Annotated in this window: 18 protein-coding genes and 1 pseudogene; 9 read left to right on the top strand and 10 right to left on the bottom strand. The window is 65.1% G+C overall.

The window, feature by feature from the left end:
* The 4 genes from IV091_RS18215 to IV091_RS18200 all read right to left on the bottom strand — a co-directional run.
* Positions 1-326 (bottom strand): NAD(P)(+) transhydrogenase (Re/Si-specific) subunit beta (locus IV091_RS18215; RefSeq protein ID WP_293470862.1); only part of this gene is annotated, 326 nt, incomplete at its 3' end.
* Positions 323-658 carry an NAD(P) transhydrogenase subunit alpha gene (locus IV091_RS18210; protein WP_293470860.1) on the bottom strand — a complete coding sequence of 112 codons (336 nt, stop codon included), beginning with the start codon at positions 656-658 and terminating at the stop codon, positions 323-325. The genes IV091_RS18215 and IV091_RS18210, both read right to left, overlap by 4 nt.
* A gap of 66 nt (positions 659-724) precedes the next feature.
* On the bottom strand, positions 725-1,840 hold the full coding sequence (locus IV091_RS18205; protein ID WP_293470858.1) for a Re/Si-specific NAD(P)(+) transhydrogenase subunit alpha: 1,116 nt from the start codon (positions 1,838-1,840) through the stop codon (positions 725-727).
* 278 nt (positions 1,841-2,118) lie between these two features.
* Complete coding sequence (locus IV091_RS18200) at positions 2,119-3,636, bottom strand: CoA-acylating methylmalonate-semialdehyde dehydrogenase (RefSeq protein WP_293470856.1); 1,518 nt, start codon at positions 3,634-3,636, stop codon at positions 2,119-2,121.
* Positions 3,637-3,754: 118 nt separating this feature from the next.
* Between IV091_RS18200 and IV091_RS18195 the strand changes: the two genes are divergently transcribed.
* Together IV091_RS18195 and IV091_RS18190 are read left to right on the top strand one after the other, a co-directional pair.
* Positions 3,755-4,732, top strand: a complete 978-nt coding sequence (locus IV091_RS18195) for a LysR family transcriptional regulator (protein WP_293470854.1) — start codon at positions 3,755-3,757, stop codon at positions 4,730-4,732.
* Positions 4,733-4,766: 34 nt separating this feature from the next.
* Entirely contained in the window at positions 4,767-5,276 is a 510-nt protein-coding gene (locus IV091_RS18190; RefSeq protein ID WP_293470852.1) for an NUDIX hydrolase, read from the top strand.
* 158 nt (positions 5,277-5,434) lie between these two features.
* Here the strand turns inward: IV091_RS18190 and IV091_RS18185 are convergent.
* A pseudogene (locus tag IV091_RS18185) lies at positions 5,435-5,548 on the bottom strand (IS1595 family transposase); the annotation flags it as partial.
* 404 nt (positions 5,549-5,952) lie between these two features.
* Between IV091_RS18185 and IV091_RS18180 the strand changes: the two are divergent.
* A complete protein-coding gene (locus IV091_RS18180; protein ID WP_293470850.1) occupies positions 5,953-7,983 on the top strand; it encodes a 4-oxalomesaconate tautomerase in 2,031 nt (676 codons plus the stop codon).
* 14 nt (positions 7,984-7,997) lie between these two features.
* On the opposite strand, the gene IV091_RS18175 is transcribed toward IV091_RS18180, so the two are convergent.
* Positions 7,998-8,921, bottom strand: coding sequence for a LysR family transcriptional regulator (locus tag IV091_RS18175; protein WP_293470848.1), 924 nt, complete (start codon positions 8,919-8,921; stop codon positions 7,998-8,000).
* Between the two features lie 110 nt (positions 8,922-9,031).
* Here IV091_RS18175 and IV091_RS18170 point away from each other — a divergent pair, with 110 nt between their 5' ends.
* The 6 genes from IV091_RS18170 to IV091_RS18145 all read left to right on the top strand — a co-directional run bounded on the left by IV091_RS18170 (position 9,032) and on the right by IV091_RS18145 (position 14,962).
* Complete coding sequence (locus tag IV091_RS18170; RefSeq protein ID WP_293470847.1) at positions 9,032-10,057, top strand: tripartite tricarboxylate transporter substrate binding protein; 1,026 nt, start codon at positions 9,032-9,034, stop codon at positions 10,055-10,057.
* A 26-nt stretch (positions 10,058-10,083) separates the two neighbouring features.
* Positions 10,084-10,941 (top strand): MaoC family dehydratase N-terminal domain-containing protein, encoded by an 858-nt coding sequence (locus tag IV091_RS18165; protein ID WP_293470845.1) that lies wholly within the window; start codon positions 10,084-10,086, stop codon positions 10,939-10,941.
* Between the two features lie 21 nt (positions 10,942-10,962).
* On the top strand, positions 10,963-12,144 hold the full coding sequence (locus IV091_RS18160; protein WP_293470843.1) for a CaiB/BaiF CoA-transferase family protein: 1,182 nt from the start codon (positions 10,963-10,965) through the stop codon (positions 12,142-12,144).
* A 1-nt stretch (position 12,145) separates the two neighbouring features.
* Positions 12,146-12,985: a CoA ester lyase gene (locus IV091_RS18155; RefSeq protein ID WP_293470841.1), complete on the top strand. Its 840-nt coding sequence runs from the start codon at positions 12,146-12,148 to the stop codon at positions 12,983-12,985.
* A 24-nt stretch (positions 12,986-13,009) separates the two neighbouring features.
* A complete protein-coding gene (locus IV091_RS18150; protein ID WP_293470839.1) occupies positions 13,010-14,359 on the top strand; it encodes an adenylosuccinate lyase family protein in 1,350 nt (449 codons plus the stop codon).
* 117 nt (positions 14,360-14,476) lie between these two features.
* Entirely contained in the window at positions 14,477-14,962 is a 486-nt protein-coding gene (locus IV091_RS18145; protein ID WP_293470838.1) for a porin, read from the top strand.
* 28 nt (positions 14,963-14,990) lie between these two features.
* On the opposite strand, the gene IV091_RS18140 is transcribed toward IV091_RS18145, so the two are convergent.
* The 4 genes from IV091_RS18140 to IV091_RS18125 all read right to left on the bottom strand — a co-directional run.
* Positions 14,991-15,977 (bottom strand): tripartite tricarboxylate transporter substrate binding protein, encoded by a 987-nt coding sequence (locus IV091_RS18140; RefSeq protein ID WP_293470836.1) that lies wholly within the window; start codon positions 15,975-15,977, stop codon positions 14,991-14,993.
* Between the two features lie 34 nt (positions 15,978-16,011).
* Positions 16,012-17,007, bottom strand: a complete 996-nt coding sequence (locus tag IV091_RS18135; RefSeq protein ID WP_293470834.1) for a D-2-hydroxyacid dehydrogenase — start codon at positions 17,005-17,007, stop codon at positions 16,012-16,014.
* 8 nt (positions 17,008-17,015) lie between these two features.
* Positions 17,016-18,053, bottom strand: coding sequence for a tripartite tricarboxylate transporter substrate binding protein (locus tag IV091_RS18130; RefSeq protein WP_293470832.1), 1,038 nt, complete (start codon positions 18,051-18,053; stop codon positions 17,016-17,018).
* Positions 18,054-18,108: 55 nt separating this feature from the next.
* Positions 18,109-18,807: class II aldolase/adducin family protein (locus IV091_RS18125; RefSeq protein ID WP_293470831.1), on the bottom strand; the 699-nt coding region annotated here is incomplete at its 5' end.

Genomic DNA, 18,807 nt, shown 5'->3' with positions numbered 1-18,807 from the left:
ACGGCAATGAACACCGCCGCCAGGCCAATCATGCTGTGCATGAAGGCCACCAGCTCGGGCATCTTGGTCATCTCGACGCGCTTGGCCATCAGCGTGCCCGCGGCACCGCCAACGACCAGCGCCCCCAGCACATAGACCATGCCCTCGGCCTTGCCGCCCGACATCTCGACGATCAGGGCGGCGGTGGTGAGCACGGCAATCGCCATGCCGACCATGCCGAAAAGATTACCGCGCAGCGACGTGGTCGGGTGAGACAGGCCCTTGAGCGCCTGGATGAAGAAAACAGAAGCCACCAGGTACAGCAGCGTGACGATGTTCATGCTCATTTGGCAACTCCCGAATCAGCGGACGCCACAGCAGGCGCTTTCTTTTCTTTCTTGCGGAACATTTCCAGCATCCGGCGCGTGACCAGAAAACCGCCAAACACGTTGACGGCTGCCAGCGCCACGGCCAGCACGCCCATGGTGCGGCCCAGCGGGGTTTCGGTCAGCGCAGCGGCCAGCATGGCACCAACAATCACGATGGCGGAAATGGCGTTGGTCACCGCCATCAGCGGCGTGTGCAAGGCGGGCGTGACGGTCCACACGACGTGGTAGCCCACGTAGATGGCCAGTACGAAAATGATCAGGTTGATGATGGTGGGTGACACGGCATCCATGGTTTTCTCCTCTTGTCTTGTCTTTTTTATCGAAGGGGGCGGCGCCAGGCCGGGCCCCGAAATGATTTATTTCCTGGTGACTTCGCCGTTTTGCGTCATCAGGCAAGCCGCCACAATATCGTCGCTCAAATCAATATTGAGGGCGCCATCCTTGGTGATGATCAGCTTGAGGAAATCGAGCACGTTGCGGGCATACAGCGCACTGGCATCGGCCGCCACCAGCGCGGGCACGTTGGTTTCGCCAACCAGCGTCACGCCGTGCTTGACCACCGTCTTGCCGGGCTCGGTCAAGGGGCAGTTACCGCCCTGCGGCGCCGCCAGGTCGACAATCACGCTGCCGGCCTTCATGGACTTGACCATCTCTTCGGTCACCAGCACCGGCGCCGCGCGGCCCGGAATCAGCGCCGTGGTGATCACCACATCGGCCTGCGCAATGCGCTTGGCCACCTCGGCTTTCTGGCGCGCCAGCCAGCTCGGCGGCATGGGCTTGGCGTATCCGCCCACGCCCACGGCGGCTTCGCGCTCTTCATCGGTCTCGTAGGGCACGTCAATGAATTTTCCGCCCAGGGACTCGACCTGTTCTTTCACGCTGGGGCGCACGTCGCTCGCTTCAATCACCGCGCCCAGGCGTTTGGCCGTGGCAATGGCCTGCAAACCGGCCACGCCCACGCCCAGAATGACCACGCGCGCGGCCTTGACCGTGCCGGCAGCCGTCATCAGCATCGGGAAAAAACGCTGGTAGTTCTCGGCGGCCAGCAGCACGGCTTTGTAGCCGGCAATATTGGCCTGCGACGAGAGCACGTCCATGCTTTGCGCACGGCTGGTGCGCGGCGCGGCTTCGAGCGCAAACGACGTCAGCTGCGCCGCAGCCAATCGCTGCAGGCCGGCGGCATCAAAAGGATTGAGCATGCCGACCACCACGCTGCCAGGCTTGGCATGGGGCATTTCGGCCTCCAACGGGCAGCGCACCTTGAGCACGATGTCGGCGCTGTAGGCGCCCGTAGCATCGGTGATTTCAGCACCGACGGCGGTGTAGGCGTCGTCGGTCACGCTGGCGGCCACGCCTGCGCCCGACTGAACGCGGACAGTATGGCCCTGGGCTTTGAGCTTCTTGGCCGTTTCCGGCGTGATGGCAACGCGTGTTTCTCCGGCCGTGATTTCGGCGGGTACCCCGATCAGCATGGGTGTCTCCTCAGTAGATTGATTTTTTTAGTGGCTGCGCGCCAGCGGGCACAGGATTCCTGACTGTCTCGCAGCTTACATGAGATTTTTAAAATTCTAGCGGGGGCAAACTATAGTTTTTCATGGCGCCTGTCGCCTCAGGCACTCTGGACACCCCACGCGCCGGTGCGCGGCGCCAGGCAAAAGGGACGCAGCACCTGCGTCCGCCCCATGAAAACAGCCCCAGGCGCCGGGTGAGCGGCACATGGGGCTGGCAAGGAGCGCTGGCTGTTGCGCGCTTACTTCGCGGTCGGCATCACAAACTCGGCGCCCTTGCCAATGCTTTCGGGCCAGCGCTGCATGATGGACTTTTGCTTGGTGTAGAAGCGCACGCCTTCCTCGCCATACGCATGCATGTCGCCAAACAGGCTTTTCTTCCAGCCGCCAAAGCCGTGCCAGGCCATGGGCACAGGAATCGGCACGTTGATGCCGACCATGCCGACCTGGATGCGCCGCGAAAATTCACGCGCCACATGGCCGTCGCGGGTGTAGCAGCTCACGCCGTTGCCAAACTCGTGGGCGTTGATCAGGTTGACCGCCTCGGCAAAGTCTTTGACCCGCATGCAGCCCAGCACCGGGCCAAAGATTTCTTCCTTGTAGATGCGCATGTCGGGTGTGACATGGTCAAACAGCGTGCCGCCCATCCAGAAGCCCTGCTCGCATCCCTCGCCGGCATCGGCGCCGGTGAAGGTGCGGCCATCGACCAGCAGTTTCGCGCCTTCTTCCACACCCAGGTCGATGTAGCCGGTGATGCGCTGGTGCGCGGCGGCCGTCACGATAGGGCCCATCTCGGCGTCGAGCTCCTCGCCGTGCTTGATGACCAGCGTTCTGGCGCGTGCCTCCAGCATCGGAATGAGCTTGTCGGCCACATCGCCGACCAGCACCGCCACCGAGATCGCCATGCAGCGCTCGCCGGCTGAACCGTAGCCGGCGCCAATCAGCGCGTCCACGGCCTGCTCCAGGTCGGCGTCGGGCATCACCACCATGTGGTTCTTGGCACCGCCCAGCGCCTGCACGCGCTTGCCGTGGTGCGCGCCGGTTTCGTAGATGTAGTTGGCGATCGGCGTCGAGCCGACAAACGACACGGCCTTCACGTCCGGGTGCACCAGCAGCGCATCGACGGCTTCCTTGTCGCCCTGCACCACGTTAAACACGCCGTCGGGCAAACCGGCCTGCTTGAACAGCTCGGCCATGAGCAGGCTGGCACTCGGGTCGATCGGACTGGGCTTGAGCACAAAGCAGTTGCCCGCGGCAATCGCCACCGGGAACATCCACATCGGCACCATCACCGGAAAGTTGAACGGCGTGATGCCGGCCACCACACCCAAAGGCTGGCGCAGCGTCCAGTTGTCAATGCCGGTGCTGACCTGGTCGGTGAAGTCGCCCTTGAGCAACTGCGGCATGCCGCAGGCGAATTCGACGATGTCAATGCCGCGCGAGACCTCGCCCTGCGCGTCGGTGAACACCTTGCCGTGCTCGGCGGTGATCAGGTGGGCCAGCTTGTCCTTGTTATGGTTCAGCAGCTCCAGGAACTTGAACATCACGCGGGCGCGGCGGATCGGCGGCGTGTCGGCCCAGGCCGGAAACGCCGCTTGCGCAGCAGCGACCGCGGCGTCTACGTCCGTTGCGCTGGCCAGCGCGACATGGCCCGACACTGCGCCGGTGGCGGGGTTGAAGACGGGCTGGCTGCGGCCGGCTGCGGGCGTGGACGCGCGTCCGTTCAGATAGTGACCGATGGTGGCTGGCGATGAAGACATGTTCAATCCTTTGAGTCAAAAATGAGTCGTGCCCTGCAGTCTAGGGGGCGCCGGCCGATTTGATAATGGCCCGTTTACTGATTACATTGTTCATATTCCTGAACAATGGAGCCCTTTGATGTCCTCTGACCAGTTGTCACCGCTGATTGCCGACCTGCACCTGCTGACGGTGCTGGCCGCAACCCGCAGCTTCACCGAGACCGCGCGGCGCCTGGGCCTGTCCAAAGCCTCGGCCAGCACGCGCATCAGCGAACTGGAGCGCGCCGCCGGCGTGCTGCTGGTACGCCGGACCACGCGCTCGGTGGGCCTGACCGAGGCCGGGCAGCAGCTGGTCCATGAAATGCAACCCGCGTTCGAGCGGATCAGCGAAAGCTATACCGCCGCCCGCGACCTGGTGGGCGCGCCGCGCGGCCTGATCCGGGTCACCGCGCCGGTTGCGCTGGGGCGGCAACACCTGGCGTCCTGCGTGGCGGACTTTTTGCTGCGCTACCCCGACATCCACATCGAACTGGAGCTGACCGACCGCTTCGTCAACCTGGCCAATGAGGGCTTCGATCTGGCGATCCGGCACACCCAGACGCCACCCGACACCCATGTGGCCTGGCTGCTGTGTGACACCCATTCCGTGCTGATGGCCAGCCCGCAGTACCTCGCGCGGCGCGGCGTGCCGTCGCACCCGTCCGAACTGGCGGCGCACGACTGCCTGCTCTATCTGGGCGGCAGCCCGACCCGCAGCTGGACCTTTGTGCGCAAGACAAAACGGAGATCTGACAAATCCGGCGAACGGGTGGGCGTGAACATCACCGGCACGCTCAAGGCCAACAACAGCGAAGTGCTGCGCGATGCGCTGCTGGCCGGGCTGGGCATAGGCCTGCTGCCCGACTTCAGCCTGCCGACGGGCACCAGCGCGTCGCTGCAGCCCCTGGTACAGGTGCTGCCTGACTGGCAGGTGCAAGGCTTTTTTGGCGAGCATATTTACGCGATTCGTCCCTGGTCGGCGCAGGTTCCCAAGGCGGTTCAGTGCTTTGTCGCGCATTTGCGCGAGAGCTTTGCCCACGGTTTTGCCCCCGCACTGGCAGGCGCGCCGGCCGATTAAGCGTAATGTCAAAAACGGCACGGATAATATTTGCATGAACAAACGATGGAAACCCAGCGCCACGGTCGCCGCCGTCATCGAACGCGATTTCGACGGCATCCAGAAATTCCTGCTGGTCGAGGAAAAAACCCGGGACGGACTGAAGCTCAACAACCCGGCTGGCCACCTGGACCCCGGCGAAAGCCCGACCCAGGGCTGCGCCCGCGAGACGCTGGAAGAAACCGCTTTTCACTTCACCCCCACGGCCCTCGTTGGCGTTTACCTGTCGCGCTTTGAGCAGACGGACGCCCGGGCCCCCAACGGGAAGCTGGACATCACCTACCTGCGCTTTGCGTTTTGCGGGGACCTGGGTGCCCACATGGAAGGCCAGGCGCTGGACGAAGGCATTGTGCGCACCGTGTGGCTCACGGCGGACGAAATCCGCGGCTGCACCGAGATGCACCGCAGCCCCTTGCTGCTGCGCTGCCTGGAAGACTACCTGGCCGGACGGCGCTTCCCGCTCGACCTGATCACCACCGATCCGTCGGTAATGCTACAAAAATGATAGCTTTTTATGCATGAACAGCAAGCGCTACAGGCCTATTTCGCGCCTGTCTTTGCAGAATGAATTGACCCAGGCGGCCTGCGCTACGGTCCGAACAGTGGCGCAGCTTTTTTCACCTGTTCAAGCACAAAATCACCTGATTAGCGACCGGCCTCAGACAGGCGCGGCACCATCGCTGGCAGGTCAAACCGCCGGTTGAACCGGTAAGCCAACTCAGCCAGGTCACGTGCCCCGCACCTGACATGGTCAAACGAGTGATAAGTGCAGGCCATCGGACACCAGATGCGCTATGGCCGTCAGGCTTTTCGTGGCCCAGATCAGTCCCACGCGCAATACTGGCAGGCACAAGCAGCTATTGATCCAGAAGCAAAAAAAAGAAGTCCCTTCAGATTGAGTCAGCCTGTAGCCGGGCGCCTTGACCCAAGCGCCTGTCCACGGCTTGATTGATGCAGAAAACGCATCAGTCCCTTCAAAAGATGCAATTTACAACACGGTGAACTTTGCGAAAAATACCCCCTGTCATGAAAACCGATGCCATTGCCCGCCCTCGCGGCAACGCAAGCGGCAGTCCCTTCACCCAAGGCGATGGCGCGGGCATCAAACACCCGCCACACACAGGAAACCCGATGCTCCAACTACCCCCCGCTTCCAGGCGCTGCCGGCCCGAAGGCCTGCCATGCTGAACCGCAAGATACCCTGCGTGCTGATGCGCGCCGGCACCTCGCGCGGCCCGTTTTTCCTGCGCGAATGGCTGCCCGAGGGCGATGAGGCTCGCGACCAGGCGCTGATTGGCGCCATCGGCGCTTCCGATCCGCTGCAACTCGATGGCCTGGGGGGCGGCAGCACGCTCAACAGCAAGGTGGCCATCGTGTCGCGCTCCAGCCAGCCCGGTTGCGACCTGGACTACCTGTTTGCCCAGGTTGGCGTCGGCCACCAGTCGGTGGACACCCGGCCCAACTGCGGCAACATGCTGTCCGGCGTCGCGCCATTTGCGATCGAGCAAGGCCTGATCCCGGCGCAGGACGGCCACACCACGGCACGGATCTACAACGTCAACACCGGCGCGCGCATCGACGTGACCGTCTGCACGCCCGGCGGCCGCGTCACCTACGAAGGCGATGCCCGGATTGACGGCGTGGCCGGCACCGCCGCGCCTATCCTGCTCAACTTCCTCGACGCCTGGGGCGCCATCACCGGCCAACTGTTCCCGACCGGGCAGCGCATTGACGTGATCGACGGGCTGGCGCTGACCTGCATCGACGCGGCCATGCCGCTGGTGATCCTGCGCGCCAGCGACCTGGGCCTGACGGGCCGCGAGCGGCCGGCGGAACTCGATGCCAACACGGCGCTGCTGGCGCGCATCGAAGCGCTGCGCCTGGTGGCTGGCGCCCGCATGGGGCTGGGCGATGTATCGGGCAGCGTGATTCCGAAGCCGGTGCTGGTCAGTGCCGGCGACGGCCCGCTCAGCATCACCTCGCGCTACTTCACCCCGCGGCGCTGCCATGCGTCGCATGCAGTCACCGGCGCCATTGGCGTGGCGACCGCCTTTGCCCTGCCCGGCACGGTGGCCAGCGGCGCGGCCAGGGCGCCAGGCAAACACCCGCTGACCGTCTTGCACCCGGCCGGACAGATTGACATTGAAGTCGAGCTGCAAGGCGAAGGCCAAGACGCCACGATTCAGCGCGCCGCGCTGGTGCGCACCGCCCGCAAGATCATGCAGGGCGAACTGCACCTGCCCGGCTATGTGTTTCCCCGATCCAGCCCCGATCCGGCAGCGAGCCTTGATGCGGCACTGCCCTTCCCCGGCAAGGACATCCAGATCATCGTGCCGACCAGCGCCGGTGGCGGCAACGACACCATGGCGCGCACGCTGACGCGCAAGCTCGGTCCGGTGCTGGGCCAGTCGGTGACGGTGGACAACCGCGCCGGCGCCAATGGCAGCATTGCCAGCGAATTCGTGGCCGCCGCCCAGCCTGACGGCCATACCCTGATGTTTGGCTACATCGCCACCCACGGCATCAATCCGGCCTTACAGGCGCTGCGCTACGATCCGGTGGACGATTTCGCGCCGGTCGGACTGGTCGGCCACTCGCCGACGCTGCTGGTCGTGCATGCCGACCTTGCGGTGCATAGCGTGGCAGAACTGGTGGCCCTGATCCATTCCCAGCCCGGCCGCTTCAGCTATGCCTCGGCAGGCGAAGGCACGGCGCCGCACCTGGCGGCCGAACTGTTCAGGCTACACACGAGCATCACGCTGCCCGGTCAGGCCTATGCCGGCGCGGCACCGGCCATTGCCGACACGGTGCGCGGCAATGCCCAGCTGATGTTCCCCAGCCTGTTCACCGCCCAGCCTTACCTGCGCAGCGGCAAGCTGCGGGCGCTGGCCGTGGCCGGACCGGCACGCCTGGCCAGCCTGCCCGATCTGCCCACGCTGGACGAGGCGGGCGTGGCCGGCATCGAACTGACGCAGTGGTACGCCTTGTTCGCGCCGGCCAAAACGCCGGCGCCGGTGGTGGCGCAGCTCAACAGCGCGCTCAACACCGTGCTGCAAGACCCTGAAATCATCGCCCGCTTCGACGCCGACGGCGCCCATGTGCAGACCAGCACGCCCGAAGCACTGCACAGCCTGCTGCTCGCCGAGCGGACCAAGTGGCGGCAGGTGGTGCAGCAGACCGGCTTGCGGATGGAGCCGCAACTGGCCGAGTAACCCGTCCCGAGAATTCAGGCCGGATCGCCAGCGGCCGGCTTGCGGGTCTTCAAGGCCGTGCGCAGATGCTGGTGAAACATCTCGGCCGCCGGCCGGAGCTTGACGCCGTGGCGCCTCAAGAGACCCACCCGGCGCACCGTTTGCGGCTGGCGCAAGGGCAGGCCCACCAGCGTGGCGTGCGTGGTGGACAGCGCCATGCGGGGCACGGCCGCCAGACCCAGGCCCGCCTCCACCATGCCCAGCAGCGTTGCGACGTGGCTCACCTCGAACGCAAAGCTCGGGTTCAAGCCAGCCTTGGTCAGAGAATCGTCCAGCAGCTGGCGGTTGCCGCTGCTTCGCGCCACGGCAATCAGGCTTTCCTTCTCCACATCCGCCCAATTCACCGACTTGCGCCCGGCCAGCGGATGGCTGCGCGGCATCGCCAGCACGAAGGGATCGTTGTGGATGGACTCGAAGGCGATCTCGGGCGTCAAGGTATTCATGAAGCCGATGCCAAAGTCAGCATCACCCAACAGCACGCTTTGCAGCACCTGGTTCATCGTCTCATCGACCACCCGCACGCGGATGCCGGGGTAGTTCCGGGAAAAACTGCTGATCACACTGGGTAAAAAGTACAGGGCGGCCGACGGCAGGCAGGCCACCGTCACGCGCCCGCCCCGATGGGTGGCGATGTCTGAAATGCCGAGCATGGCCGATTCCAGGTCGTCCAGCGCGGTGCGTGCGCGCCCCAGGAACACCCGGCCCAGCGGCGTGAGTTCAACCTCGCGCGTAGTGCGGTTGAACAGGCGCGCCCCCAAAATGGTTTCGAGTTTGTCGATGCGCCGGCTCAGCGCCGGGGACGACAGGTTGATGTGCTCGGCGGCCGCGCGAAAGCTGCCCCGCTCGGCCACGGCCACGAAACCCTGCAGTTGCTGCAAATCGAAATTAATGCGTGCCATGCAGCAATCGTAGCAAAAGTTGCACTTCACAGCGGGTAACGATAGCGGGATGATGACTCCCAGAGCCAAGGTCATGCACCTGATCCAAAACCCCACTGAAGGAGACATCCATGCCGCATTCACGAACTTCCCCATCCCTGTCGTTGACACCGTCAACGCGCTCCATGCCCTTCAGGCCCGCACTGAGCGGGCTTTGCATGGCGCTTGTGGCAACGACCGGCGGCCAGGCGCTGGCACAAGCCTGGCCCGAGAAAACCATCACCATCGTGGTGCCCACGGCCGCCGGCGGCGCGAATGACGCCATGGCCCGCATCATTGGACAGGGCCTGAGCGCACGCCTTGGGAAAGGGGTCATTGTTGAAAACAAGGCCGGCGCAAATGGTGCGATTGCCAGCGAATTCGTGGCCCGGGCCGCGCCGGACGGCTACACCATCATGTTCGGCTACATCGCCACCCACGGCATCAACCCGGCGCTGCAAAAGCTCAAATACGACCCGGTCACCGACTTCGAGCCCATCGGTATGGTGGCGGCCTCGCCCACCGTACTGGTCGTGAACAACGCCGTAGCCGCCAAAAACGTCAAGGAACTGGTGCAGCTGATCAAGTCCAAGCCCGGCAGCTTCAATTACGCCTCCGCCGGCAACGGCACCGCACCGCATGTGGCCGGTGAGCTGTTCAAGCTGTCTGCCGGCGTGGATGTGCTGAGCATTCCCTACAAAGGCTCGGCCCCGGCCGTGGTGGACACCATTGCAGGCAACACGCAGTTGATGTTTCCCAGCCTGTTCACGGCCTACCCCCATGTCAAGGAAGGCCGGCTCAGGGCGCTGGGCATTGCCGGCGAGAAACGCTCGGTACTGCTGCCCGAGGTTCCCACGCTGGCCGAGCAAGGCGTGCTCAACGTCAACATGTCGCAGTGGTACGCCATGTTCGCGCCCGCCAGGACACCCAAGGCCGTGATTGAGCGGCTGAACCGCGAAATGAACAGCGTGCTGGCCGACAAGGCGGTCCAGAAAAAAATCCAGGACCAGGGCGCGGAAGTCGAAACCGGCACCCCCGAGCAACTCAAGACCCTGGTGCAAAAAGAAGCGACCCGCTGGAAAAGCGTCATAGCGGCTGCAAAGATCAAGGCTGAATAAGCCGCACAAGCCCTGAAAGCATTGCCATGAACCTGCAAGACTGGACCGGCCGCAGCGAAACGGTGCAAGACATCGCCACGGCCACGCCGTATGCCGCACTGGCCGCCACGCTCGATTGGCCAACAACGCCGGGCCATGAGCGTCCGGCGCCCGGCACCCCGCTGCCCAGCCTGTGGCACTGGCTGTACTTTTTGCCGATCCACCGGCAGTCCGAGATCGGGCCGGACGGCCACGCCCGGCGCGGCGGCTTCATGCCGCCGGTGCCGCTGCCGCGCCGCATGTGGGCCGGCAGCGACTTTGCCTTCCACGAGCCACTGCTGATCGGCGACACGCTGAGCCGGACCTCGACGATTGCCGAGGTGAAGGAAAAATCGGGCCGCACCGGCAGCCTGATTTTTGTGAAAGTGCGCCACGAAATCCGCCGCAACGGCAGCCCGGACGTGGCGCTGACCGAGCACCACAACATCGTTTACCGCGCCGCGCCCCAGCCCGGCGACGTGAGCCCGCCGCCGCAGGTCGCGCCCGAGGCATCGGCGTGGGAGCGGCGCATCGTTCCCGACGACGTGCTGCTGTTTCGCTACTCGGCGCTGACCTTCAACGGCCACCGCATCCACTACGACCGCAAGTACGTCACCGAGACCGAGGGCTATCCGGGCCTGGTCGTTCACGGCCCGCTGATTGCCACGCTGCTGATGGACCTGCTGCGCCGCCAGTTGCCCGAGGCAAAAGTGCTTCGCTTCGAGTTCAAGGCGGTGCGGCCAACCTTTGACATCCACCCGTTTTCCGTCCACGGCCAGCCCTCGCCCGACGGCAAGACCGTGCATCTGTGGGGCCGTGACCATGAAGGCTGGCTGACGATGGACGCCACCGCGACGCTCGCCTGATTCCTGACCAGGACCACTTTTATGCAACCCCTCAAGAACATCACCATCGTCACGCTGGAGCATGCGATTGCCGCGCCGTTCGCCACGCGCCAGCTGGCCGACCTGGGCGCCCGCGTCATCAAGATAGAGCGCCCCGGCGTGGGCGACTTTGCGCGCGGCTATGACGAGCGCGTGCGCGGCCTGGCCTCGCATTTCGTCTGGACCAACCGCTCCAAGGAAAGCCTCACCCTGGACGTGAAGCATGAAGAGGCGCAGAAAATCCTGATGCGGCTGATTCTGGAGGAAGCCGATGTGGTGGTGCAAAACCTCGCGCCCGGCGCGGCGGCCCGGCTGGGGCTGTCGTATGAAACGCTGTCGGCCCTGAAGCCCGGCATCATCGTCTGCGACATTTCCGGCTACGGCAGCGACGGCCCCTACCGCGACAAGAAGGCCTACGACCTCTTGATTCAAAGCGAGGCCGGCTTTGTGTCGGTCACCGGCACACCCGAGACGCCTTCCAAGGCCGGACCGTCGATTGCCGACATTGCCGCCGGCATGTACGCCTACACCAACATCCTGGCCGCGCTGATGCACCGCCAGCAGACCGGCGAAGGCCAGCGCATCGACGTGTCGATGCTCGAATCCTTGACCGAGTGGATGAGCTACCCGCTGTACTACGCGTTTGACGGCGCCGCGCCGCCGCCGCGCACCGGCGCCAGCCACGCCACCATCTACCCGTATGGCCCCTTCCCCGCCGGCGATGGAAAGACCGTGATGCTGGGCCTGCAGAACGAACGCGAGTGGAAAATCTTTTGCGAAAAACTGCTGCTGCAACCCGAACTCGCCACCGACGAGCGCTTTTCAGGCAATGCCAAACGCAGCGCGGCGCGGGCCGAGTTGTCGGCGCTGATCGTGCAAGCCTTTTCCGGCTTTACCGCCGGGGAGGTGTCAAGCCGGCTGGAGCAGGCCGGCATTGCCAACGCCCAGGTCAACAACATGGCCGAGGTGTGGGCGCATCCCCAGCTCAAGGCACGCGGTCGCTGGCGCGAGGTGGACACGGCGGCGGGCCGGGTTCCCGCGCTGCTGCCGCCCGGCTCGTGGCAGCATGGCGCGCCGCGCATGGACGCCGTGCCCGCGCTGGGCCAGCACACCGAGGCGATTCTGGGCAGCCAGGGCTACAGCGCAGAGCGCATTGGCGAACTGCGCGCTGAAGGGGTGATCTGACATGTCCGGCTACCCACCCCAGACCTACCTGTTCGTTCCCGGCAACCGCCCCGAGCGCTTTGCCAAGGCGCTGGCCTCGGGCGCCGACCGCATCATCCTGGACCTGGAAGACGCCGTGGCGCCTGCCGACAAGGCAGCAGCACGCGCCGCGATGGCCGAATGGATGGCCAGCGCGGGCGAAGCGAGCGCCAAGTTGCTGATCCGCATCAACGACGCCGCGACCGACTGGCATGCGCAAGACCTGGCGCTGGCCCGCAGCGTGCAGGCGGTGTGCGTCATGCTGCCGAAATGCGAGGCCGCCGGCCAGATTTCCGAAGTGCTGGCGCGGCTGGCCGGCAACGCGACCGTGCTGCCGCTGATCGAGACCGCGCGCGGCATGCTGGCCTTGCCCGACATCGCCGCCGCGCCCGGCGTGGCCCGGCTGGCCTTTGGCGCGCTCGACTACATGGCCGACCTGGACATTCAGGCGGACAGCCTGGCGCTGGATGTTGCGGCGTCGCAGATCGCCGTTGCCTCGCGCGCGGCCGGCCTGGCGTCTCCGCTGGCAGGCGTCACGCCCGCGCTGGATGCCGCCCAAGTCAGCGACGACATGCGGCATGCGCGCAGCCTGGGCTTCGGCGCCAAGATCTGCATTCACCCCGCACAGGTCGCCGCCGTGCGCGCCGCGCTGGCGCCCAGCGCCGAAGAACTGGCGTGGGCGCATCGCGTGCTGCAGGCCTGGCAGGCCTCGGGCGCCGGTGCCTTCCAGCTGGACGGAAAAATGGTGGACCGGCCGGTGGTCCTGAAAGCTCAGCGCATCGCGGCGCAAGCCGCCCGCACCGGCTCACCCCTCATCCCCTAAGCACAAAACCCACAGGAGAACCCCATGCCAGCAACCATCATTGACTCCAGAATCTTCGGCGACATGTTCAGCGACGCCAAAATGCGCCAGGTCTGGTCCGATGAGAACCGCACCGCCAAGTACCTCGACATCGAGCGCGCGCTGGCCAAGGTGCAGGGCGAGCTCGGCCTGATCCCGCAAGAAGCCGCCGACGAGATCGTCAGGAACTGCAACATCGAGCAGATCGACTGGATAAAGCTCAAGGTCAAGACCGAGCAGATCGGCTACCCCATCATTGCCGTGGTGAACCAGATCAATGCCGCCTGCCGTGACAAGCTGGGCGAATACTGCCACTGGGGCGCGACCACGCAGGACATCACCGACACGGCAGCCGTGCTGCAAATCCGCGAAAGCCTGGCGCTGGTCGAAGCAGACCTGAAGGACATCTCCGACTCGCTCGCCAAACTGGCAAAAGAGCACCGCGACACGCCGGTCATCGGCCGCAGCAACCTGCAGCAGGCCACGCCGATCACCTTCGGCTACAAGATGGCCAGCATCCTGGCCGGCATCGAGCGCCACCGCGAGCGGCTGGAACAACTCAAACCGCGCGTGCTGGTGGGCGAATTCGGCGGCGCGTCGGGCACGCTGTCGTCGCTGGAAACCGGCGCCATGGAAACGCAGGCCGGGCTGATGAAGGAACTCGGCCTGGGCCAGCCGCTGATCTCGTGGCACACGGTGCGCGACAACTTTGCCGAGGTCGGCGCATTTTTAGGCATCGTCGGCGGCTCACTGGGCAAGATCGCCATGGACGTGAAGCTGATGATGCAGACCGAGGTCGCCGAGGTGTTCGAGCCCTATGCGCCGGGGCGCGGCTCGTCCTCGACCATGCCGCAAAAGCGCAACCCGATCTCGTGCCTGTACATCCACGCCAACATCTCGGTGGTGCGCCAGCTGGCCGCCTCGCTGATGGACGCGATGGTCGCCGACCACGAACGCTCCACCGGCCCGTGGGAAATCGAGTGGGTCGCCATGCCCGAGATCTTCTGCCTGATGTCGGGCGCGCTCAAGCAGACCCGCTTCATCCTGAGCGGCCTGGAAGTCGATGCCGAACAGATGCGCCGCAACATCGACATCACGCACGGGCTGGTGATGTCCGAGGCCGTGATGATGGGGCTGGGACCTTTCATCGGCCGCGAATACGCCCACGACCTGGTGTATGACATCTGCCGCGCCGCGCTGCAGCAAAAACGCCCGCTGATCGACCTGCTGGCCGAGCACCCGGAAATCAACCAGCACGTCACGCGCGAACAACTCGCCGCCTTTTGCGACCCGATGAACAACCTGGGCCAGGCCGGTGTGATGGTGGACCGGGTATTGGCGGCGCGCAAAGCCTGACCTCAAGAATTTTTAACCCTCTCAGAAAAGAAAGAGACAAACGCATCAAGACTCACTCCACCGGCTGCCGCACCCCGCTGCTTGGCCTGTCCCTGCTGGCCTTGGCCTGCGCAGGCCATGCGCAGAGCAACGTCACCCTCTAGCGTGGCCGATGCCGGCGTGCGCTACGGCAGCGGGCTGACCGCCGCCTATGCCGGATCGGAAGACGCCAGCAGAGCCGTGAACAGCGGCATCAACACCACCAGCCGGTTCGGGTTCCGGGGTTCGAAAGACCTGGGCAGCGGCCTGAAGGCCACCTTCAACCTGGACACCGGCGCCTCCGCCACCGCCAACACGCGCAAACGCACGCTGGGCATGGGCGGCACCGTGCCACTGGGCGCGAGCGTGGACCTGATCCTGGCGCATTACCAGGTCAAGCGCGCACGCACCACCGCCGTCGAGGATGACTTCAACCGCAGCGTGGCCTTCCTGGAATACACGTTCTCCAAGCGCACCCGCGCCTATGCCGAGCTGGACCAGACGCACTGGAAAAACGGTTACCAGGGCGCCGGCTTCAAGAGCAGCGCTTCCGGTGCTTCGGCACGCGTCGTGAACAGCTTTTAAGCGCCACGGCAAGCCCGGCGCAAGGGGGTCATTCAGCCGAGATCTTGCGCTCCCGGACAATCCGCCCCCAGGTGGACGACTCACTGGCGATGTAGCGGGCCAGCTCGTCGCGGGTGCCGGGCTGGGGCGTCAGCCCGTGCTTGAGCAGCTGCTCGCGCACGTCGGGCGCATTGAGCACCTTGACCAGTTCCAGGTTCCAGCGGTCCAGCAGGGGCTTGGGCGTCTTGCTGGACGCCACGAAGGCATACCAGTTGGTGGCATTGAAGCCCGGGTAGCCGGACTCGGCGATGGTGGGCACGTTGGGCATGAAGGCCGGGCGGCTCAGGCCGGTGGTGGCCAGCGGAACCAGCTTGCCGGACTCGATGTGCGGGCCTGCGGTTGCCGGGGTGGAGTAATACGCGGCGACCCGGCCGCCCAGCAGGTCCTGCAGCGCGGGCGCGCCGCCCTTGTAGGGGATATGCACGGTGTCAATGCCGGCCTGGACGTTGAACAGCTCGCCAGCCAGATGCGATGCCGAGCCGGCGCCGGTCGACGCGAAGTCCAGGCTGCCGGGTTTCTTTTTGGCCAGTGCCACGAACTCGGCCAGGGTTTTGACGCCGACGCCGGCATGCACCACCAGCACGTTGGGAAAGTTCACGCCCATGGTGATGGGGGCCAGGTCGCGCACCGGGTCGTAGGCCAGCTTCATCATGTGCGGCGCAATCGTCAGCGGGCCCACCGAGCCAAACAGCAGCGTGGCGCCATCGCCCGGGGCGCTGGCCACGAACTGGTGGGCGATGTTGCCGCCTGCACCGGGCTTGTTGTCCACTATCACGGTCTGACCAATGTTTTCTCCGAGCTTTTTGGCAATCAGGCGCGCGGCGGTGTCGGCCGCGCCGCCAGGCGCAAAGCCCACGACCAGGTTCACGGTCTTTTTGGGCGGAAAGTCCTGTGCCTGGGCAGATGCGGTGAACGTGGTGAGCGCGGGCAGCAGGGCCAGCGCAGCGCAGACCTGAAGCAGTTGTCGTTTTTTCATGGTGTTTCCTTTTTGTACAGTTGAAAGATGGATCTCAAGGGATGCTGTTTTGCAGCGGCTGGCCCGCATGCCAGCGCGCCAGGTTGGCAAGGAAGATGTCCGCGACACGGCGGTAGTTGCCGTCGGAATGACCGGCCGAATGCGGCGTCACGATGACGTTGTCAAGTCCCCACAGCGGCGACTCGCTGGCCAGCGGCTCGTGCTCGAACACATCCAGGAAGGCGCCGCCCAGCCGCCCCTGGCGCAAAACCTCTGCCAAATCACGCTCGACCACCACCTCGCCCCGGGCCACATTGAGGATGCACGCCCCCGTCGGGAGGGCCATCAACGCGGCGCGGTTCACCAGCCCCCGGGTCTGATCCGTCAGCGGACACGCCAGCAGCAACCAGTCCGCACGCGGCAGCACGGCCGGGAATGACGCGAAGCTCACCATCTCGACGCCGGCCTCCCCGTTTGATGGCGGGTTGCGGCGCACCACGATGACGTGCAGCCCCAGCATGCGCAGGAATGCGCCCAGACGCTGGCCAATCGGCCCCCAGCCCACCAGCACAGCCGTCTGCCCCGCCAGATCGCGCGGCGGCTGCGACACCAGGGGCGCCCAGGTGCGCGCCTGTTGCGCAGCCATGAGCTGCGGAAAGCGGCGCGCCAGAGCCAGCAGGCCCGCCAGAGCGGTTTGCGCCACCACCTCGGCATTGGCACCCGACGAGTTCGTGACCTGCACGCCGCGTGCCCGCAGTTCGGCATAGATCGGGCGGTCCGCGCCGGCCGAATGCATGTGCACCCACCGCAGTTCGCCGGAGCGGCGCAGCACGCCATAAAAAGCCAGCAGATCGTCCGTGAGGACATCCTTGCTCGACAGCCCCGTCACATCGCGCGAGATAAAGGCCAGGTCAACCCCAGGCTGCGGCGCGCCGCCGGCCTCGCCCGCCGTGACGAGTTCATGCGGGCGCGGCCCGAGCAGGGCGGTGACCGCAGGCGCCAGTTCCTGGCGGGCTTGCGGCGACAGCAAAATGCGAAGCGGTCTCGTCATGGGGGCGCTCACTCCGCGCGGGCGCCGGACTCCAGCACGATCACTTTCCATTTTTCAAACTCACGCTGCACAAACTGGCCGAACTGCGCCGGTGTGCCGCCGATGGGGTCTGCGCCCTCGCGAATCATCTGCTGCTCGATCGCCGGAACACTGATCACCTCGTTGACACTTTTGTTGAGCGCCAGGATCACGGACTCGGGCGTGCCCTTGGGTGCAAAAAAGCCAAACCAGGAGCCGGCCTCAAAACCCGGAAAACCGCGCTCGGAAATGGTGGGCACATCGGGCATGGAGCGCGAGCGCTTGGCGCTGCTGACCGCAATCGGCCGCAGCTTGCCGGCCTGGATATGTGCCATCACGGACGGAATGGTCGCGAACATGAACTGGATGCGCCCGGCCAGCAGGTCACGCAGGGCATCAGCGCCTTTGTAGGGAACATGCGTGGCCTCAAAACCAGCACGCTGGCCCAGCATGTAGCTGGAAAGATGCGACGAGGTGCCAATCCCGGTCGAGCCATAGTTGAGCTTGCCCGGATTGGCTTTGGCGTAAGCAATCAGCTCGTCGACGGTCTTGGCACTGATCGACGGATGCACGACCAGCACGTTGGGCACCTCGGCGATCTGCACCACCGGCACCAGATCGCTCAGGGGGTTGTAAGGCAGATTTTTATACAGCGTGGGGTTGACCGCGATCGGCCCCACCGAATTGACAATCAGCGTGTAGCCATCGGGCGCCGAGCGCACCACCATCTCGGTGCCGATGTTGCCGCCGGCCCCGGGCTTGTTGTCGACCACGAACTGCTGCTTGAAGCGCTCGGACAACTGCTGCGACACCAGCCGGGTCAGGATGTCGGTCGTGCCGCCAGGCGTGAAAGCGACCACCACCCGCACCGGCCTGGCCGGATAGGCCGGCGCCTGCGCACTGGCGACGCCAACCGCCCCCAGCAAGAGGCCGGCGACGCAGCGCGCGCCATGGCGCCGGGTCTGTGCCCAGAGGCGGTGCAATCGGCTGTTGAGAGGCCTGTTGAAGTGAAATAGGCTTGTTTTCATGCTTGTCTCCTGTTGTTTTTTATCGTTGCTGCACGGGTCGCCGGTATGGCGGCTGTCAGGTCTTGTAGCTCGGGTCGCTGCGGTCCAGCTTGCGCAGCAGGGCCGGCCACTCCATCAGCCCGTAAGGCCGGCGGGTGCCGGGTTGGTAGTTTTTCCAGGTCTCTTCCAGCACTTCGGGCGCCACCTTGACCAGCGGCGTGTTGCAGGCCATGGCGGCCAGTTGGGAATGGCAGGCCAGTTCGACCCGGTGCATCCAGTTGAAAGCTTCACCAATGCTGCGCCCCACCGTCAGCACCCCATGGTTGCGCAAAATCAGCGCCTCGCCCTGGCCCAGATCGCGCACCAGCGAGACCTGTTCGTCCAGGTTAAGCACCACGCCTTGGTAGTCGTGGTAGCCAATCTTGAGAAAGCGCATCGCCGTCTGGGTGATGGGCAGCAGGCCGCATTCCAGGCTTGAGACCGCCATCGAGGCCCAGCTGTGGGTGTGAATCACGCAGGCCACTTCGGGCCGGGCTTCATGCACCGCGCTGTGAATGACATAGCCGGCCTTGTTGACGCCGTAGTTGAGGTCACCAAAATCCGGCTGGGCCAGGATGCGGCCGGCATGGTCGATCTTGATCAGGCTCGACGCCGTGATCTCCTCGTACATCATGCCGTAGGCATTGATCAGGAAAGCGCCGTCTTCATCGGGCACGCGGGCCGAGATGTGGTTGGCCATCATGTCCGACATGCCGTAGATCGCCACCAGCCGGTA

Source organism: Polaromonas sp. (assembly GCF_018780625.1).
In the GTDB taxonomy this organism is placed as follows: domain Bacteria; phylum Pseudomonadota; class Gammaproteobacteria; order Burkholderiales; family Burkholderiaceae_C; genus Polaromonas.
The sequence above is the reverse complement of the archived record's forward strand: the minus strand, read 5'-3'. Positions and strand labels throughout refer to the sequence as shown.

What these genes read in the sequence shown, in the direction of transcription:
- IV091_RS18210 (WP_293470860.1), bottom strand. Translation starts at nt 658, where the DNA reads ATGGATGCCGTGTCACCCACCATCATCAACCTGATCATTTTCGTACTG.
- IV091_RS18205 (WP_293470858.1), bottom strand. Translation starts at nt 1,840, where the DNA reads ATGCTGATCGGGGTACCCGCCGAAATCACGGCCGGAGAAACACGCGTT.
- IV091_RS18200 (WP_293470856.1), bottom strand. Translation starts at nt 3,636, where the DNA reads ATGTCTTCATCGCCAGCCACCATCGGTCACTATCTGAACGGACGCGCG.
- IV091_RS18195 (WP_293470854.1), top strand. Translation starts at nt 3,755, where the DNA reads ATGTCCTCTGACCAGTTGTCACCGCTGATTGCCGACCTGCACCTGCTG.
- IV091_RS18190 (WP_293470852.1), top strand. Translation starts at nt 4,767, where the DNA reads ATGAACAAACGATGGAAACCCAGCGCCACGGTCGCCGCCGTCATCGAA.
- IV091_RS18180 (WP_293470850.1), top strand. Translation starts at nt 5,953, where the DNA reads ATGCTGAACCGCAAGATACCCTGCGTGCTGATGCGCGCCGGCACCTCG.
- IV091_RS18175 (WP_293470848.1), bottom strand. Translation starts at nt 8,921, where the DNA reads ATGGCACGCATTAATTTCGATTTGCAGCAACTGCAGGGTTTCGTGGCC.
- IV091_RS18170 (WP_293470847.1), top strand. Translation starts at nt 9,032, where the DNA reads ATGCCGCATTCACGAACTTCCCCATCCCTGTCGTTGACACCGTCAACG.
- IV091_RS18165 (WP_293470845.1), top strand. Translation starts at nt 10,084, where the DNA reads ATGAACCTGCAAGACTGGACCGGCCGCAGCGAAACGGTGCAAGACATC.
- IV091_RS18160 (WP_293470843.1), top strand. Translation starts at nt 10,963, where the DNA reads ATGCAACCCCTCAAGAACATCACCATCGTCACGCTGGAGCATGCGATT.
- IV091_RS18155 (WP_293470841.1), top strand. Translation starts at nt 12,146, where the DNA reads ATGTCCGGCTACCCACCCCAGACCTACCTGTTCGTTCCCGGCAACCGC.
- IV091_RS18150 (WP_293470839.1), top strand. Translation starts at nt 13,010, where the DNA reads ATGCCAGCAACCATCATTGACTCCAGAATCTTCGGCGACATGTTCAGC.
- IV091_RS18145 (WP_293470838.1), top strand. Translation starts at nt 14,477, where the DNA reads ATGCGCAGAGCAACGTCACCCTCTAGCGTGGCCGATGCCGGCGTGCGC.
- IV091_RS18140 (WP_293470836.1), bottom strand. Translation starts at nt 15,977, where the DNA reads ATGAAAAAACGACAACTGCTTCAGGTCTGCGCTGCGCTGGCCCTGCTG.
- IV091_RS18135 (WP_293470834.1), bottom strand. Translation starts at nt 17,007, where the DNA reads ATGACGAGACCGCTTCGCATTTTGCTGTCGCCGCAAGCCCGCCAGGAA.
- IV091_RS18130 (WP_293470832.1), bottom strand. Translation starts at nt 18,053, where the DNA reads ATGAAAACAAGCCTATTTCACTTCAACAGGCCTCTCAACAGCCGATTG.